Origin of the sequence: Microcoleus sp. AR_TQ3_B6, from assembly GCF_036702785.1 — a bacterium.
Lineage (GTDB): Bacteria > Cyanobacteriota > Cyanobacteriia > Cyanobacteriales > Microcoleaceae > Microcoleus.
Genome location: NZ_JAUBVJ010000008.1, coordinates 46,102 through 63,238, shown reverse-complemented (window position 1 = coordinate 63,238; position 17,137 = coordinate 46,102). Strand labels below are relative to the sequence as shown.

Below are 17,137 nucleotides of genomic sequence, written 5' to 3'. Positions count from 1 at the left end.
TTGGGCCTAACAAGCTCTTAAAACAAAGGCGCGTGCTAACTTTACTCCGAAAGGAGAACGGGACAACCATATCCCGACGGAGGGGCAACCGTACCCCTCCACCCCGTCCGGGGATTCAAATTAATGTAAAGCCGTCCTAAAAGGACGGGGTTTCAAAGCCAATTTTCCGATAATTTTGAGCAGGGTCTGCACCAAGTCTCACATCACTCAGTAGGCGGGTGTAAAGTTAAATATACTTTAAAGGCTGCCAATGCGCGCAGCAGCTTTTATATTGGGACAGCAAGTTCAGCAGCAGGCATTCCACCATCCGGTTAAAGTGTGTCCGCCTGCTTGTTTTAGTCGGGTTTTCATGTCTGCACGCGCCGGAGGCGGGCAGAGTTTGTTGGCAACTTTTAGAGTCTATGGAGTGGCTTATGATAGATGACGACCAGAAAAATTTACGCCGGGCCTCGGCTCAATCATTTTTTCAGTCCCTGGATGAATTGTTTGATTATATAGAATCGAGCAGCAGTCCAGCGGCAGAACCTCAGTCTCGGCCGCCTCAAGCTAAGCCTTCGAGTCAGTCTTCGAGTCCGCCGAAGCAGGCTAGACCTGCGAAAATTAATTTGGCGGATTTTGAAGATGCGATCGCCGATTTGGAACAGTTTATCCAGAGCAAACGCCAGAAACGCCCGGAATCCAATCAATAGTGCGATGACACATTTTCAAGTAATGACTGTTAACGGTTGACTGTTGACTGATGACTGTTAACGGTTGACTGTTGACGGTTGACTGTTGACTGTTGACGGATGACTGTTGACGGATGACTGTTGACAAGCGAAAAATTTTACACCTAATTTCCAGCTCCCAGATTCATCTGTGGAGTCAATTTTTCAATCTAAAATCTAAAATCTAAAATCTAAAATCGACTGGCTGTTGAGTGTTGAACTCGCCCAAAAACTGATACTTGCTTGAAGACAGGAGCCGCCCCGAGCGCAAAATGTTAGACCAAAGTTCAGCCTCCCAGGTTCATTTCTGGAGTCGATTCTAAAATCTAAAATCTAAAATCTAAAATCGACTGCCTGTTAACGGTGCTTTCGGCTTAAGCTGCTTAGGTTGCACCTACAAAATATTCACATTGGGTTGAGGATTGCTTTAGAAGAATCAAGGCACATAAATTAGCTCAATTTACTATTTAATAGCCTTGTTTTTAGGCTTTGACTGCTGCGGTAATTGCCTCGCTCCCACTTCGATCGCCCGATCGTCAATCGCACTCAAAGGCAACTCCAATTCATCAATATGGTTGCGGAACTTCACCGCAATATCAGCACCGTTAATAATCGCTCCCAACAACTGCAGCCCAGATTTATGGGACTCCTCCTCGTCAGATTCCAGCAACTGATCGGCAGCCTCAGACAACATACTAGACAAAGTGTAACCAGGCCGCGCTACCAAAATCATACCGTCCGTGTACGGTTCCAGCGTCAGGGCGTCGTTGCACTCGCTCAACGCCGGAGAATCCACAACCACAAAATCAAAGCGGTTGCGCACATCCTCAAACAATCTCCGCATTTCGCTCGATTCGAGTACCGCAGAGGCCTGCAGCAAAAAGCCCGGACTCGGCACGACGTATAGGTTCTCTACCTCTGGAACCAAAAGGACGCACTCGCTGATATTGCCGTAATAGTGCAAAGGTTCCACCGCCGCCAGAGGATCAGCGGCGATTTTCAAAGATTCAACATTAGAAGCCGATCGCAAATCTGCTTCAATTAACAAAGTCCGCTTACCCGATCGAGCCGACGCAATGGCCAAATTGTAAGCGCTAAAAGTTTTCCCCTCCAAACGAGTCGCCGAAGTCAGCAGCACCACCTTCACCGGTTTGTCCCCGATCCGGCGCAAATTACTGCGCAACCGCTCGTAAAATTCCAAATAGGGAGAATTTGCCTCCAGGACGAGCGGCATTTGATCCCCGTAGGAATCAAACACCGTCACTTGAGGCAAAACTCCCAGTATCGGCACCTCTTTTTCCACCAAAGCCGCCCGCACTTCTTCCCAACTGTAAAACTTGCCGTTGAGCATCCCCAACAAAAATATCAACCCGCCGCCCAGCAGCAATCCCACAAATCCCCCCACCGCCAGCATCACGATCAAACCTCTCTTGTTTGACTCAACGTCATCTGTTTTGGGAAGTTGGGCGATTGCCAAACTTCCTGTTGTCTCAGCTACCGCCGCCTGAGCATCTACCAAAGCCGACTGCATCTTATCGTAGAGAGATTTTTTCAGCGCCACTTGCTGGGCCAACCGCGCTTGTTCTAACTGCTTGTTGGGGATTGTCGCGTGTTCCCGCCGCAATTCTTGTTCAGTTTTTTCGATTCCTTTGAGTTGCTGCTGCACAGTATCCCGCTGGGTTTGCAAAGCAATCAAACTTTGAGCTAACTGCTGTCTGACCGGGTCTAAAGAAGAGTCTACCCGAATTCGATCGGCACTTCTGAGCGGAGCCGCCACCCCGTTACCGCCGAGCACCTCCGACTGTCGCTCCTGCAACTGCTGCTCAAAAACTTGTTTTTGTTTGACCAATTCTACAATCTTTGGGTGTTCCTCCTGCAAGTCGCTGCGGAGAATTTTGAGCTGAGATTCGAGCGAAAACAATTGCACTCGCAGTTGCGCAATAATTGGATCGGCAGAGAGTGCTTGAGCGACGTAAGCTTGATCCACATTCAATCCCAAACGCTCCTGCAAACTGTTAATTTGAGCTTCAATTCCTCCCAACTGCACGCGGAGTTGCCGCTGCTGCTGTTGGCTGTTGGTAATCGCTTGCGGCAGTACACCACTCTGAGCTGCTAAAATTGAAGTTGCTTCTCGTTTTTCGTAGGCTTCAAGTTGTGCTTCCGTGTCTCTGAGTTCCTGAGTTACTTTCGGCAAGCGCTGGTTAATTTGGGCGATCGTTTCTCGCAGTCTAGAAGTATTAATAGTGTGGCTGCGGGCCACCATTTCCTTCATCAGCGCCTCTAGTACCGCTTCTGCTTTTTTGCGATCGGCATTTTTGTACAATACTTGAATCAAACCGCTGCCCTCATTATTTTTACTGGGCATCTTTACCTGGACGTTTGCTGCCAGCTTTTTAGCAGAAACCTTTACTTTTTTCGCTGCTGCTTCAACCACCCTTCTATCCAGCAGCATATCTTTAGTTATTTCTTGTCCTTCCTGTTGAATTTTAGTAGTAGTCGATGAAAAAATCACGCTCGGTCTGCGGTAGGCCAGCGTACCTGCTGCAACGTAAACTGGCGGCGGAGTTGGCTGCAAAGCCACTACTCCGGACACGCCCACAGTCACCGCGAGAGTAGCCAGTCCCACCCACTTGTATTGGTCGAAAGCAATTAAATAACGTTTAACAACGGATAAAGTCATGACGATTTTAGATTTTAGATTTTAGATTTTAGATGTTAGCTTGCTAATTTTTAAAGATCATTCATAACTCATCACTCATGACTAATGACTAATAACTACTGCTGCCAGTAAAATAATGCAACTTTAAGCAAGCTTTCCACCCTGGTAGTCATAAGTCATTACCAATCGAAAATCGCCAATCAAAAATGGTATAACTACCTACCATTATTATTAGGTGACGGCCCGAACAGATTTGTCACCCCATTTCTTAACTGCTCAAAGAACAGAATAAATCCCAAAGAATCGCGGAAGGGTCGAGTAAAAGTATTGATTACATAACCAATGCGCTCAACCAGATTCCTACCAATCACAATTACATCATTATCTTCGAGCATCGGGTTCTGAGAAACATTACCCTCCAAAGCAGCTTTAGCATCTATCGAACGGTTGATTGCTCTACCTTGCTTTTCGTCGAACCGAATCAGGGCTATTTTCCGCAAGTCAGCAAGGTTAACAGGCAAGTTGTTGAGAGCATCCAAAAACTTGCTGCCATTTTCTAGGTAGAACGAGGTCAAACCACCACTAGCGTAACTCAAAACTCGAACGTAGATCCTGGGCTTAATCAGGGTAGACCGCGCCACCAGAGCTTTGTCATAGTCTAGGTTTTTGGTAGTAGGATCCAATTCCGGGATGACAATCACATCTCCCGATGCCAAAGGAAAATCGAACAAATCGTTAGCCTTTGCTAGGGGAGTGTAGAGGTCGATTGGTTCCTCCACCGACGAACCGTCCACCGTAGTCCGTCGCACTCGCACCGCCCGCAAATCGGCTTTTCCCGTGACTCCCCCCGCAACCGCCAAAGCAGCCGAAATTAGACCAGAACCCGCCGGAAGCGTGTAAAAACCAGGTTTGCTGACTTCTCCGGTGACAGTGATTTGGACGGGGACAGCGGCAGCAGCTAGGCTGTACCTAGATGCTAAATCTCGATCGGACTTGCTCACGGGCATAACCTGTTTATACGGTACGACGATCGCATCTCCATCTTCCAAACGCAAATCCGGCCCAGCAATACCAGTTTGCAGCGGCGTCAAAATATCAACAATTTGCTCGGCGACAGCACCGGAAGGCAGAGTCCGCCGCACCCGCACCGCCCGCAGTTCGGCCTCCGGAGTAGTCCCAGCAGCAGCCGCCAGAGCCGCCGGAAGCTGAGGGGTTTGCAGCGGATAAAAACCCGGTCTCGCCACTTCCCCCGTCACCGTCACCACTACAGGGCGCCCAAGCAGCAAAGCAGCCGAGACTTGAGGATTTTTGATAAATTGGGAAAATCGCTCCCGGAGGCGCTGCTGTGATTCTTCGACTGTGAGACCGCGCACATTTACTGTTCCGATTAGCGGCAGTACAATTACCCCTTCAGGGCTGATTGGACCTGTAAAATTTAGCTCTGGGAAGCGCTGAACTTGAATAGAAATCTGGTCTCCCGGGCCCAGGCGGTAGGGCCGATTCCGAAAAGCTGGGTTAATTTCCTGGTTGAAATTGGCAGGCGGCGGTGGCGGTGGTAGCACGAGCCGATCGTCTCTTGGAACAACAGATTGAGCTAAAGCCGTTTCCGAAAAATTTTTGCTGTTAAAGCCCCAGAATACAGCAGCAAAAGATAGAGTCCAAGCAGTTGAATACAAGCCTGCTAAAAAAACAGCGACGCGATTTTTAATTGTGGATTTTACTTGCATTTTGGGAGAATTAAAAACACAAATATTTTGAATAATTAGCTGAATTTTAAGTTTCATCTCAGTAAAGCGGCGCGAAAAAACAATAAGATATTGTAGCGGCGGGTTCAAGCCGGATATTTACTAAGAGGCAGTTTATTGTGGCAAAACCCGCCCACCCCGTAGCCCGATTTATTTGCACCTACCTACTTACTCAAACCGAAAAGTTTCTGCAATTAATTTAGCCTGAACAATTTTGCCGAGAGATTCGAGCAATGGTTGAGCTATTTTAATGTCGCCCTGCGGTTGAATGGGAACGATGATACTGACAGCGACCCAAGAGGCGCGGCGGTTCCACAGTCTAGCAATACTGTCTTCCCAAAACCAGCGGCTGGTTGTTGGAGAACCCCCGTTAGGCCAAGCGTACCACTGCAGGACAGCAAAAGTTTGTTGGGGAGTCCAGCTTCGGAAAAACCGGGCCTCGACCGTAGGCGGTGGCTGGTCAGGTATTGACCCTAATTTAACTGTAAACCTCAAAGTGCGATGAGAATCTGTTTGCCACCGATGAAATCCATCGATATCTAGCCATTCTAGTTGGGGCTGGTTTTTGGGGCTATTTTGAGGCAACAGCAATAAAAGGGCAATTGTTCGATCGTTTTTAATTTCTTCAACTAACCATCTGTGACCGCCAATTTGGACGTTATTCTGGACGCGGCTCACCTCCCATCCGGGAATTATCATCCCCTTTTGGCGCAAACTTCTTAATTGATTGAGGTTGGCAAGTGGTGGCGGGTTTGTCCAAGGCCACCTTCCCGTCGCGTAGCCGGGAATTGCTACTGCCCCAACCAATACCAGCAAAAATACCAGTACCATAATTTTAGATAATTGATACCGCCGCAGTAATTTCCGTGCTGAAATCATCTGTTTCATTAATTGCCAGACTGGCTTGGGAAATACTTTTCTACACCGTTGAGGAGAAGCACCAATAAGCCTAGTATACAAGCAGAATACAAGTCTCCGCCCCATCCGGCGTGCAGCCAAGTAAAAAGCCCTTCTCTGTCGGTTCCGTGAAAGTAAGTTAGCAAAGTGTTGCGGAAAATGTTGGAACTAATGCTAATAATAGATGTACTCAGTAAAAACAAAATGCTTCTTTTGCGGGAACTCCAAACTCCCGTCCAATCCAGCAGAATTAAGCTGACGTAAAGACTGGTAAACAGCATTTTAAAGCCTGCACAGTGCGGAGCAACTTCTACAATGCGATCGTTTACGTACAGATAAATTTCTTCCACTCTCACGTTGAGACCAACATTAACTAATATCAAGCCTGATGTTTCAGCAATGAAGCGCTGCAACGGCAAGGCGTAGGGTTCTATGAGGTAAGGAATGTGGTTTGGTGAGGCAAGAAATACGAATAAAAGCGGCGTCGCCTGCAATTGCAAGCCGGGAATTCCTTTTAAAGATAAGCAAATACTGGCTAGCATTACTGGCAGGGATAAATTTACTAAGTCGCTCAAGCGACTCAGATAAAAAAGCGTCCCTAGTACCAGCAAAAAGCCTCCCAAAGGATGCGGTGAGTTGGGCAAGCGGCGCCAGCACTTTCGGTTCGTCCAAGCAATATAAGCGGAGTAGGGCAAACCAATTAGTCCGTGGCTGAAATATTCGTGTTCGAGGCTGATGTTTTTGTTCAACCAGCCGTCGTACCAGTGTACTAGCAGGGGGGCGTACAGCAGCACAAGGAGTACCGTGATACCTTCCCCCAGGAGGTATCGCTTGAAAACAATGCGAATTCTGCGCTGGATGTGCATGGTTTGAGAAGTTTTGAGATGGCCGCGCTGGATTCGCAACGCGAAAGCGGTTTTGAACTGTGAGTTAAAGATTTGTTAATTCTCCACAAAAACGCTTTGAGAACCGCACCCTACTGCTTGAAATACTTGCAGCATAAATTTGATGAACAATTAGCAATTCAATGATAGTGCGATCGCCCCAACTACCTCCTCAATCTGAGTATTGCTCAATCCGGGATAAATTGGCAATGATAAAATTTGTTGGCACAGGGTTTCTGCGTGGGGGAAGTCGCCCCGATTGCCTAAGTTTTGGTAGGCGGGTTGCAGGTGACAAGGTACGGGATAGTGTATACCTGTTTGAATGCCGTGTTGGGCGAGTTTTTCCTGAAGGGTGTTGCGGTCGAGCGAGCTTTTCTCAGTAATCTGGATTACATAGAGGTGATAAATGTGACCGCTGTTACTGTGGTTGGCGATCGGTACAATGCCTTTGTGTTTCAGGGGTTCTAGTAGAGTATCGTAGTATTGGGCGGCGGCGGTGCGATCGCGATTCCATTTTTCTAAGTAAGGCAATTTAACGTTGAGCACGGCGGCTTGCAAATTGTCGAGACGGCTGTTTGTCCCGATGTCTGTGTGTAAATATTTACTCAGTGCTCCGTAATTGCGGAGAGTTCGCATTTTGTCTGCAACCTTTGCATCGTTAGTAATTAACATCCCGCCGTCGCCAAAAGAACCGAGGTTTTTGCTGGGATAAAAGCTGAATGCTGCTGCTTTACCAATGGAACCCGCGCGGTATCCTTCTCTGTGGCCTAAGTGCGCTTGGGCGGCATCTTCAAATATGATTAAATCGTGGCGGTTCGCAAAATCTAAAAGCTGCCCGGGCGATACCATTTGACCGTAGAGGTGTACGGGAATAATTGCTTTAGTTTTCGAGGTAACTGCTGTGGAGGCTGCTGTGAGGTCAATCAGGGCGGTTTCCGGGTCGCAATCTACAAGAATAGGTATAGCTTTGGCTTGGAGGACGGCGATCGCGGTGGCGATAAAAGTGTTAGCGGGTATGATAATTTCGTCGCCCGGATTAATGCCGCAAGCTTGGAGTCCCAGAGCGATCGCATCTGTTCCGCAAGCCACTCCTACGCCGTATTTTACTCCAGAAGCTGCTGCAAATGCTGTTTCAAATTCCGCGAGTGCTTGGCCTAAAATAAAGTCTCCTTCCTGGATAATTTTTCTAATTGCTTCTGCTATTTGGGATTGGATTGGTTGGTGTTGCAGGGAGAAATTTACAAACGGAACTTTGGGCGGGCGGTTACTCATAAACTCTCGGGGCATAATTTTTTATACTAACATTTAAGGGCAAATAGCTTTTAAAATTTTTTAACCGCAGAGGGCGCAGAGTAAAAGAGAGAAAAGGGAGATCTTTTACCAAATAGCAGCCCTTCACTTACTTTTTTAGTATTCAGCAACTAAAGGTTTTTTTTAAGTAATATAGAATTAGAGAATTTTGCAGCAACCAATCGCAATCATGGAATACAAAAAACTCGGCGACAGCGACTTATCAGTATCTGAAATTTGTTTGGGTACGATGACTTACGGCCAGCAGAACACCGTTGCAGAAGCAGCCCAGCAGCTCGATTTGGCGATCGATAGAGGAATCAACTTTATCGATACGGCAGAAATGTATCCCGTCCCTGGAAAACGGGAAACTCAGGGAAAAACAGAGGAATATATCGGCGAATGGTTGGCGAATCAGCAGCGGGATAAAGTCATTATAGCGACTAAAGTGACGGGCAGAAGCACTCGATTCAAGTGGATTCGGGAAGGGAAAAATCAGATCGATCGCCCAAATGTCGAAAAAGCCCTGAATGACAGCCTGAAGCGCTTGCAAACTGACTACATCGACCTCTATCAGATCCACTGGCCCGATCGCTACGTGCCCTTATTTGGCGCGCCGGATTACGACATCGCCCAAGAACGCGAAACAGTGCCGATTTTGGAACAGTTAGAGGTATTTGGTGATTTAATTAAAGCTGGGAAAATCCGCTATTTGGGTTTGAGTAATGAGACGCCTTGGGGAGTTTGCGAGTTTTGCACGTTGGCCCAAAAACACGGTTTGCCGAAGGTTGTTTCGATTCAGAATGCTTTCAGTTTGACCAATCGGACGTTTCACCTAAATTTAGCAGAAACTTGCCGTTTTAAGAATGTGGGATTGATGGCTTACAGTCCTTTGGGGTTTGGGCTGTTAACGGGTAAATACTTGAATGGAATTCCCGAAAATTCTAGGTTGGCTTTATTCGCTGGATTTGGTCAGCGTTACGATAAAACTAATCTGAATGATGCGGTGAAAGCGTATGTTGAGATTGCGGGGAAACATGGGATAAGTCCGGCGCAGATGGCTTTGGCGTATGTGCGATCGCGCTGGTTTGTAACTAGCACAATTATCGGTGCAACAAGTCTCGAACAGTTGGAAGAAAATATTGGTAGTTTGGAGGTGAATTTGGATAAGGAGATCGTAGCGGAAATCAATGCGGTACACGCTAAGTATCCGAATCCGACACCGTAAGTTTATTAGTAGGTTGGGTTGAGGTAACGAACCCTACGTTTCACTTCGCCCAACTTACCACTTTTTTATATTATGTATGTTGTACCAATAAAAAAAATACCAAAGTGGCAGAAATTATAGAACAGGATATAATAGACTCAAGCGTAGAAGTTGGCAGCGGCTGTGAATGGAGAGGTAGAGGAACAGAACCCCAATGGAACAATCCTAAATCAATAAAAGCTTACGACCATATTGCTCGTCATCACGGCCCCCAACTTAAACCCCATGAACTTATGGGAAGATCGACAAGCACCAACAAGGATCAAGGACAGTGGTTAAATCCTGATGATTGGGTAAATGCCGAGAAATTGATACCCAAATATTCCGGTAAATATATCATTGATTTTCAACGTGCCATCGGTAGAGTTTACCATCCTGATGGAACGATAACCGAGAGTGTTACTTGCGCGAAAATAAAAAGAAAGCCTGACGGCACATTGAAGTACGGTTATCCTGTAGTAAAGAGTTCAAATTTTTCATAATTACATAGGAGGAGCGAGTATGAATAACAGTCAAAAGTTTAATTTTCAATTAGGAGAACGTTTTTTAGAAAATTACGCAGATCCTCCTGAAGATCCATTGGGAGAACTTACTCATTTTGAAATGGCTATCCGGCGTTTTTGTTTTGAGTACGATCATAGAGTTTTACTAGAAATAGGTGATGAGAGAATACAGGTATTTTTAGATCCTGATATCTGTATGATTTTGGACGATAATCTGCCTGAACAAATTAGGAAACTGTCACAAGGTAAGCCAATAGAAATAGATTTTGCTGAAAGTTGTACGCTAACTATCAAGTTAGTACCCACAGACGATCGCATTAGCTGTACTTTGAGAAAGTTTGGAACTTCTGGCTGGGAAAAGCATTTTGAGTTCGATCGCACTCAAGTATTAGATGCGCTGAGAGGTTTTCTTGAGGAAGTGATGCAGCTAGCTGTAGATAAGGGTTACATCACGCTGGAAGAGAAGGAGGAATTTATTCGTCCGGCTTTTGCTAGCAGTACGGATGCTGTGGTATTAGGCAAGTAGTTGGTTCGGGTGGTGTTTTGGGCGATCGGTCTTTTTTTAATATTTCTGAAACCCTTGCCCTATCTGCCCGCAATCAATTCACTCAGGTTTCAATTCTTAATAGAGATTTAGGTTGATTGTGGCATCCATTTTACCATAGCCCGGTAGACTGCGCTATTCAAGCCTATTAGATTAAAGCGGCATCGGATGTCGGCAAATTGAGTTGAGTTGGCATCCACTTTACCCATAGCCCCGTATATGCGGTTATTCAAGCGTATTAGATTAAATCGGCATCGAATGTCGGCAATCGGATGTTTAAATCTCCGTAATAAAGAAAACAAACGGTCTTATTTTTCGCTTGACAATTCACCGAGCGAATGTTAAATTCTTAAAATACAAGCTCAAACAAAACTTCCTCACATTGTCAAGTGTAAGAAAGACAACGCTTTAATGTCTTGTAGTTTTTGCAATAGCAAATCATATCTGATACGGAAAAGGCCCGGCTGAAGTAACGATTCAGACAGAGGCCTTGCTTTAGCTAGCAAACTCACGGTGGTTTGACATCTCAACTTCAGACCACCACAAGTTAACGTAACTTTTGAAATATATGTCCCATAATTATACTCCACAATGCGAGTCGTTGTACACCAACCTTCGGCAGACTAAGAAAACCCTCTCTGCTTTAGCCGAGTCGAACCGTGCTTTGGCGGAGTCGTACCGCGCTTTGGCGGAAGCGTACCGCCGTCTGCTTGAGGAAAACGAAGCAAAGGATAAAACTATAAAATCCTTTGAGCAAAAAGACCTGGAACGGCAACAAGAGCTAGAATTTTGTAAAAAACAATGTCGCGAACGTGATTGGCAGCCTAATGCCTGGGATAACGATGGTTCATCAAATGCAGATTGTGACGATCGCGAATCAGCCCAAAGGCTAGGAATCTGGTAAAAAGTCCGATCGCCCTTCCCATCCAAAAAATAGGACAATGGTAAAGGGCGATCGCACTTCACCCTAAAATCTTTCTCAACTAAACCCATGAGTACAATTCGCTTACAACTAGCCGAATACTTAAAATGTCGAGGTTTCACCCCCGAAAACTTAGTCGAAGCTGTCGGCGAAACACTCAATCCTGAAACCGTATACCAACTGATCGAAAAAGCAGAAAACCTCAACCATCTAGACTTATCCGTCCTAGCCGCCATTATAGATGGCTTGAGCAAACTCAATGGTTTTCCAGTTAGTATCGCAGAAGTGCTAATATTTTTTCCTGACGTTTCCGAGGAAGCATTGGCAAAATCGCCTTGGCGTCAACTTTACCTCGTCGATAATGAAATTCCCCCCTATGATTGGGGAGATGTAGACCCCCTCGAAGGCACAAAGCCTGTGCGTTTTATTCCGGGAGTTGGAATGGTAATTCTGGACAATGAAAGTGCAACGAATAGCAAAGAAGATATCCAGCAATTTACTAGAATTACCTCCGATTCACAATTCATGGCGGGAAAACCTTGCATTCGCAACTTACCCATAACTGTTGAAACTATCATCTCAATGATGGCGTCTCACTATTCGACAGCAGAAATACGCCAAACTTATCCAGAACTTGAAGAAGAAGACTTTAAAGAAGTTCTAGCCTATGCTGCGTGGCGGATTCAAGAAACAAACCCGAGCGACCTTGGCAATAAAAAGGTAGAGAAAATTTGTGAGTCAGCTACCTAATGCGATCGCACTTTTTGCTGTTTTTCCTGCAAAAACTCCGCAAAATCGCAAACTTCAGCCACTAACTCGTCAGATAAATTATCCAAAACAGACTGTAAACGCTCTCGAACTCCCATCATTTCATCAGCAGATTTTACTAATTGCAACTGATGCGGATAAACTGTTTCAACACCAATCGTTTCCATAAATGCGCCCGGTTCATCCTCAGTTGCAGGCACAAAATCCCCGCCAACTTCTGCTTTCACCCATCCCCCAAATAATTCTACTAAATAAGCTTCACCGTTCTTGAAAACCTCAACAATTGTCCCGGCTGTTTGTGGCGGTGCAATCTCGCCATCAGCGAGGGCGACTCCTTCGGTTAAAGTCACTGCATCCAATAACTGAAATTTGCTCATTGCTGTCTCCCAAAGCGTTGAGGAAATGCGGTAACAAATCTAGCAATATCTTCACCAGATAAAACAATCCAGCCTGTACGTATTTGCCAAGATACCCCCGATCGCCCTGTAACTAAAATAATAGCTTGGTAGCGTTTTCCATAGGCATTCTGTGCGACTGGCTGTAACAATTCTAGCGAGATTTGGGCTATAATTGCGTCTCGAATCTCCTCCGGTGACTCAAACCCCATCACCTCCCGCCAGAATTTCTGCTTATCTCCGCCTACTCCTGCTTCCGTGGCACTGCTAAAGAGATATTGCGCCTTAGCAATGGGAAACTCTAAACGAGTGGGTGCATTCATAGCATTGAGGTTGAGAGTTGATACTGGAGACTAGCCTTAATATCCTCAGCTTCCAAATAGGGATAAGCTGCCAAGATTTCCTTTACACTCATCCCATTTGCTACTAAACTCACTACCAAAGACACAGTAATTCGCATTCCTCGAATGCAAGCTCTTCCTCCCATAATTTTTGGATCGAAGGTAATGCGAGCGAACATCATATCCTCCCACTCTTCCTTAATGTCCCAATAGCTTATCCCGCAAATGCTTGATCCGATCGCGCAATTTACCCGCCTCCTCAAACTCCAACTTCTTAGCCGCCGCCTTCATCTGCGCTTCCAACCGCCCGATTAACTGAGGAATCTCATCCAAAGATAACTCGTTTACCTGTTCGTAAACCTCCTCCAACTGCTGAGAATTCAGCTTGCGCGACACATCCAAAAATGCCAAAATCGCATTGCTCGATCGCTTTTTCGCGATCGGCTGCGGCGTAATCCCGTGCATCTTATTGTACGCTAGCTGAATCCCCCGGCGCCGGTCCGTTTCGTCGATCGCCTTAACCATACTATCCGTCAAATTATCCGCGTACAGAATAGCCTGTCCCTGAACGTGCCGCGCCGCCCTTCCAATCGTTTGAATCAACGAACGTCCCGAGCGCAAAAACCCCTCTTTATCCGCATCCAAAATTACCACCAGCGAAACTTCCGGCAAATCCAAACCTTCCCGCAGCAAGTTAACACCAACCAACACATCAAACTTACCATCCTGCAAATCTTGGATAATTTCGATGCGTTGAATCGACTGAATTTCCGAGTGCAAATACCGCACTCTAATCGCCCTTTCCTGCAAATATTCGGTTAAATCTTCCGCCATCCGCTTCGTTAAAGTCGTCACCAACACTCGCTCGTCCCGACTTACTCTCTCCTTCACTTCCCCCAACAAATCATCAATTTGTCCTTGCGTCGGGCGCACAAAAATTGTCGGGTCTATTACTCCGGTAGGGCGAATAACTTGCTCTGCAACTCTGCCTTCAGATAGCTCCATTTCCCAATCCCCAGGCGTTGCAGAAACAAAGATGCACTGATTCTCTTTTGCCCAGAATTCCTCGGCTTTTAAAGGGCGGTTATCTGCCGCGCTCGGCAAGCGAAAACCGTGTTCGATCAATACTTTTTTGCGAGCTTGGTCGCCGTTGTACATCCCCCGAATTTGCGGCACTGTGACGTGAGATTCATCTATCACTAACATCCAATCTTTGGGGAAATAATCAATCAAACATTCTGGCGGTTCCCCGGCCTTTCTCCCAGCTAAATGCCGCGAATAATTCTCTACTCCGTTGCAGTAACCCACCTCGCGCAGCATTTCCAAATCGTAGCGCGTGCGCTGTTCCAACCGCTGAGCTTCTAATAGTTTACCCTCTTTTTCAAATTCTGCCAGTCGGTCTTCTAATTCGAGTTCTATTCCTTGGCAAGCTGCCTCTAATTTATCTTCTGCAGTGACAAAGTGGCGCGCTGGATAGATATTTAAAGCCGTTGAACTTTGCAGGATTTTACCTGTTACCGGGTCAACGTAGCGAATCGCATCGATTTCGTCGCCGAAGAATTCAACGCGAATAATTCTATCTTCGTAAGCGGGGCCGATTTCCAAAACATCGCCTTTGACGCGAAATTTGCCTCTGCCTAAATCTATATCGTTGCGGCTGTATTGGACGTTCACTAAATCTCGCAAAACTTGCCGCTGGTTGACTTGCATTCCTACTCGCAAAGGGATAGATGCTTTCAGGTATTCTGCGGGCATTCCCAAACCGTAGATGCAGCTAATTGAAGCAACTACAATTACGTCGCGGCGTTCAAAGAGCGATCGCGTCGCTGAGTGCCGCAGCATATCTATCTCGTCGTTAATTGCTGCCGTCTTCTCAATGAAAGTATCCGTGACGGCGATGTATGCTTCAGGTTGGTAGTAGTCGTAATAACTGACAAAGTATTCGACTGCATTGTTCGGGAAAAAATTTCGCAGTTCGTTACACAGTTGGGCTGCCAGGGTTTTGTTGTGTGCTAGGACTAAGGTCGGTCTGCCAACTTTTTCAATCACCGAGGCAATGGAGAAGGTTTTGCCCGTACCTGTGGCGCCGAGTAAGGTTTGAAATCGATCGCCCGCTTCGATGCCTTTGACGAGTTGCTCGATCGCTAGCGGTTGGTCGCCTGTGGGCTGGAAGGGCGCTTGCAATTGAAAAGATGCTGCCGCAGTTACCATAGGAAAATGTAGCTATTACCCATAAATCTTAACAAAAATGCCGAGCTTCGGCAATTTCTTTAAGAAAATAGTTAGAGTTTGTAATATTATTTTAATTATCGGCCGAAATAGAAAGCAGAAAGCTCACAAAAGCAGTTGTCCGAACCCAGCAATCAACAGCAATAAACGAGGAAAAGAATTATGGATACGAGGAGCACAGGTACAGGCAAAGGCAAAGCGATCGCCCGCCGCGGCAAAGGAGGTTCCAAAAGCCAAGCGACAGAACCCACGGATGCCAAAGCAACAGGAATTCAACTTTATCAGCCGCCACACCTGCATGACAACCGCCCCGTGGGGCCAGACGATTTTACCATCAGCGAGATCGTCTCGATCTCGGGGGACCGCCCGATCGGCATTAGCACCCTGCACATCAGCGAAACCTACGGCATTGTAGGCAATCGCCCGGTCGAATCCAGCGACTTTGAAGTGGTTGCTACACTCGGCAATCGCCCGATCGGCTCTAGCGCCATGCAAGTCAGCGAAATGTTCAGTATGTCCGGTGCCCGCCCTATTGCCATCAGCAATCTGCACATTGATGAAGTTTACTCCACAATGGGAGGAAACCGCCCTATTGCCTCAAACGAAATTGACGATAGCTCGACATTAATGGGCTTCTTAGATTAATTAGTCATTGGTCATTAGTTATTAGTCTTTCGCTGTTAACTAATGACTAATGAAACATTTTTACAGAATTTCTTGGGGAATGCACTCGACCAATTGAATCGTCTCAAGTGATTTATTTAACCCTGCCAATTTTAACAATCACCGTTGCTGATTTATGGTAGAACTCAATCTGCAAAAAATGAAACAAGCGCGTCAGAACATCTTCGGAACTTCCAACTTATCTATTTTCATCCCGTGATTCAGCAACACCCTAGAAGTGATTTTTACCGTAAATGAGAGGGAATATCAAACTGTGTCTATTTGGATTATTCGTCACGGTCAAAGTCAATCCAATGCAGGGTTGGCAACTATTGGGCCCCATGAAAATGCCTTAAGTGAATTGGGCGATCGACAATCAAAATGTATTCCAACCGCCGTTCAACAAACTCCAGACTTGATTGTGACTTCACCTTATCTGAGAACACAACTCACTGCTCAACCATTGATTGAACAATTTCCACATACACCCGTTGAGGTTTGGCAAGTTCAGGAATTTACCTATCTGGGCCTACAGCTCGACCAACCAACCACAACCCAGGCTCGCAAACCTTTGAGCAAAGCTTACTGGGACCGCTGCGACCCTGAATATGTCGATGGACCCAACGCCGAATCCTTGGTCCAACTGATGGAACGAGTCCGAACTTTCCTCAACCAGTTACAACAACAATCCGGTTTTGTAGTTGTCTTTTCACATGGATTTTTTATCAAAGCAATGCTGTGGCAGATTTTGGCTAACCCAACGGTAATTGATGGCGTTGCCATGAATCGGCTTTTGGGATTTTCGCGAGGCTTTCCAGTACCGAATGCGTCAATTTTGCAGATGGAATTTGATTCAGGTGGGATACCTCATTGGAGTTCCTTCATCACCAATCATCTGCCACCAGAGCTAGAATCGCTAGCACCCGATGCAACTGTGGCGAGTGATGCAGGCGATCAACCCTCGTAACCTACATTCACTGGAACCATGGCCCAACCAACGCCAGAGAGGCGTTGCTGATTTATGGTATGAACGACTCCATCTACAAAAAATGACACAAGCGCGTCAGAACATCCTCGGAATTTCCAACTTCTCTATTTTCATACCGTGATTCAGCAAAGCCCGAAAGCATAATTTTAGTCAATAGCCAACAGTTAACAGTCAACCAGATATTGCTCGTGTAACCATAATTGATATGATTACTGTTTGACGATGGTAAAGGAATTCAACCTTGGCTTTTATAGTATATGACAAATATAGGAACTTACTGGACTTTTTGAAAGAAGTTTTAAGAAATTAAAGCCGTCCTAGAAGGACAGGGTTTT

At 46.1% G+C, this 17,137-nt stretch carries 18 protein-coding genes; 9 read left to right on the top strand and 9 right to left on the bottom strand.

The features are described 5' to 3' along the window. Positions 1–250: 250 nt before the first annotated feature. Together QUB56_RS06300 and QUB56_RS06295 are read left to right on the top strand one after the other, a co-directional pair. Entirely contained in the window at positions 251–424 is a 174-nt protein-coding gene (locus QUB56_RS06300) for a hypothetical protein (RefSeq protein WP_332954136.1), read from the top strand. Then, positions 414–689, top strand: a complete 276-nt coding sequence (locus QUB56_RS06295; protein WP_332954134.1) for a hypothetical protein — start codon at positions 414–416, stop codon at positions 687–689. Before QUB56_RS06300 ends, QUB56_RS06295 begins: the two co-directional genes overlap by 11 nt. Before the next feature lie 481 nt (positions 690–1,170). Here QUB56_RS06295 and QUB56_RS06290 read toward each other — a convergent pair whose 3' ends face one another. The 5 genes from QUB56_RS06290 to QUB56_RS06270 all read right to left on the bottom strand — a co-directional run bounded on the left by QUB56_RS06290 (position 1,171) and on the right by QUB56_RS06270 (position 8,164). Continuing rightward, positions 1,171–3,387, bottom strand: a complete 2,217-nt coding sequence (locus QUB56_RS06290; protein ID WP_332954133.1) for an AAA family ATPase — start codon at positions 3,385–3,387, stop codon at positions 1,171–1,173. 194 nt (positions 3,388–3,581) lie between these two features. Continuing rightward, the gene (locus QUB56_RS06285) at positions 3,582–5,150 is read right to left on the bottom strand and encodes a polysaccharide biosynthesis/export family protein (RefSeq protein WP_332954131.1); all 1,569 of its coding nucleotides are present in this window, start codon (positions 5,148–5,150) and stop codon (positions 3,582–3,584) included. Positions 5,151–5,279: 129 nt separating this feature from the next. Next, the gene (locus tag QUB56_RS06280; RefSeq protein WP_332954130.1) at positions 5,280–5,999 is read right to left on the bottom strand and encodes a cyanoexosortase B system-associated protein; all 720 of its coding nucleotides are present in this window, start codon (positions 5,997–5,999) and stop codon (positions 5,280–5,282) included. Next, positions 5,999–6,874, bottom strand: coding sequence for a cyanoexosortase B (gene crtB / locus QUB56_RS06275; RefSeq protein ID WP_332954228.1), 876 nt, complete (start codon positions 6,872–6,874; stop codon positions 5,999–6,001). Before crtB ends, QUB56_RS06280 begins: the two co-directional genes overlap by 1 nt. 150 nt (positions 6,875–7,024) lie before the next feature. After that, positions 7,025–8,164, bottom strand: a complete 1,140-nt coding sequence (locus QUB56_RS06270) for a DegT/DnrJ/EryC1/StrS family aminotransferase (protein WP_332954129.1) — start codon at positions 8,162–8,164, stop codon at positions 7,025–7,027. 208 nt (positions 8,165–8,372) lie between these two features. On the opposite strand from QUB56_RS06270, the gene QUB56_RS06265 reads away from it, so the two are divergent. The 5 genes from QUB56_RS06265 to QUB56_RS06245 all read left to right on the top strand — a co-directional run bounded on the left by QUB56_RS06265 (position 8,373) and on the right by QUB56_RS06245 (position 12,168). Beyond that, positions 8,373–9,410 carry an NADP(H)-dependent aldo-keto reductase gene (locus QUB56_RS06265; RefSeq protein WP_332954128.1) on the top strand — a complete coding sequence of 346 codons (1,038 nt, stop codon included), beginning with the start codon at positions 8,373–8,375 and terminating at the stop codon, positions 9,408–9,410. A 104-nt stretch (positions 9,411–9,514) separates the two neighbouring features. Continuing rightward, positions 9,515–9,931, top strand: a complete 417-nt coding sequence (locus QUB56_RS06260) for a hypothetical protein (protein WP_332954126.1) — start codon at positions 9,515–9,517, stop codon at positions 9,929–9,931. A 19-nt stretch (positions 9,932–9,950) separates the two neighbouring features. Beyond that, complete coding sequence (locus QUB56_RS06255) at positions 9,951–10,478, top strand: hypothetical protein (protein WP_332954123.1); 528 nt, start codon at positions 9,951–9,953, stop codon at positions 10,476–10,478. Between the two features lie 586 nt (positions 10,479–11,064). Continuing rightward, the gene (locus QUB56_RS06250) at positions 11,065–11,400 is read left to right on the top strand and encodes a hypothetical protein (RefSeq protein ID WP_332954120.1); all 336 of its coding nucleotides are present in this window, start codon (positions 11,065–11,067) and stop codon (positions 11,398–11,400) included. Positions 11,401–11,487: 87 nt separating this feature from the next. After that, on the top strand, positions 11,488–12,168 hold the full coding sequence (locus tag QUB56_RS06245) for a DUF433 domain-containing protein (RefSeq protein WP_332954119.1): 681 nt from the start codon (positions 11,488–11,490) through the stop codon (positions 12,166–12,168). Here the strand turns inward: QUB56_RS06245 and QUB56_RS06240 are convergent. Genes QUB56_RS06240 through uvrB form a run of 4 tightly spaced genes read right to left on the bottom strand, consistent with a single transcriptional unit; the run spans position 12,165 to position 15,133 of the window. Continuing rightward, positions 12,165–12,563 (bottom strand): DUF2281 domain-containing protein, encoded by a 399-nt coding sequence (locus QUB56_RS06240; protein ID WP_332954118.1) that lies wholly within the window; start codon positions 12,561–12,563, stop codon positions 12,165–12,167. The genes QUB56_RS06245 and QUB56_RS06240 overlap by 4 nt on opposite strands. Next, positions 12,560–12,904: a DUF6883 domain-containing protein gene (locus tag QUB56_RS06235; protein ID WP_332954117.1), complete on the bottom strand. Its 345-nt coding sequence runs from the start codon at positions 12,902–12,904 to the stop codon at positions 12,560–12,562. The genes QUB56_RS06240 and QUB56_RS06235 overlap by 4 nt, the downstream gene beginning before the upstream one ends. Further along, positions 12,901–13,104 (bottom strand): DUF433 domain-containing protein, encoded by a 204-nt coding sequence (locus tag QUB56_RS06230; protein ID WP_445243316.1) that lies wholly within the window; start codon positions 13,102–13,104, stop codon positions 12,901–12,903. The genes QUB56_RS06235 and QUB56_RS06230 overlap by 4 nt, the downstream gene beginning before the upstream one ends. 16 nt (positions 13,105–13,120) lie before the next feature. Next, entirely contained in the window at positions 13,121–15,133 is a 2,013-nt protein-coding gene (gene uvrB / locus QUB56_RS06225) for an excinuclease ABC subunit UvrB (protein WP_332954115.1), read from the bottom strand. A 180-nt stretch (positions 15,134–15,313) separates the two neighbouring features. Between uvrB and QUB56_RS06220 the strand changes: the two genes are divergently transcribed. Beyond that, a complete protein-coding gene (locus QUB56_RS06220) occupies positions 15,314–15,796 on the top strand; it encodes a hypothetical protein (RefSeq protein WP_332954113.1) in 483 nt (160 codons plus the stop codon). 292 nt (positions 15,797–16,088) lie between these two features. Further along, complete coding sequence (locus QUB56_RS06215) at positions 16,089–16,781, top strand: histidine phosphatase family protein (RefSeq protein WP_332954109.1); 693 nt, start codon at positions 16,089–16,091, stop codon at positions 16,779–16,781. Positions 16,782–17,137 lie beyond the last annotated feature (356 nt).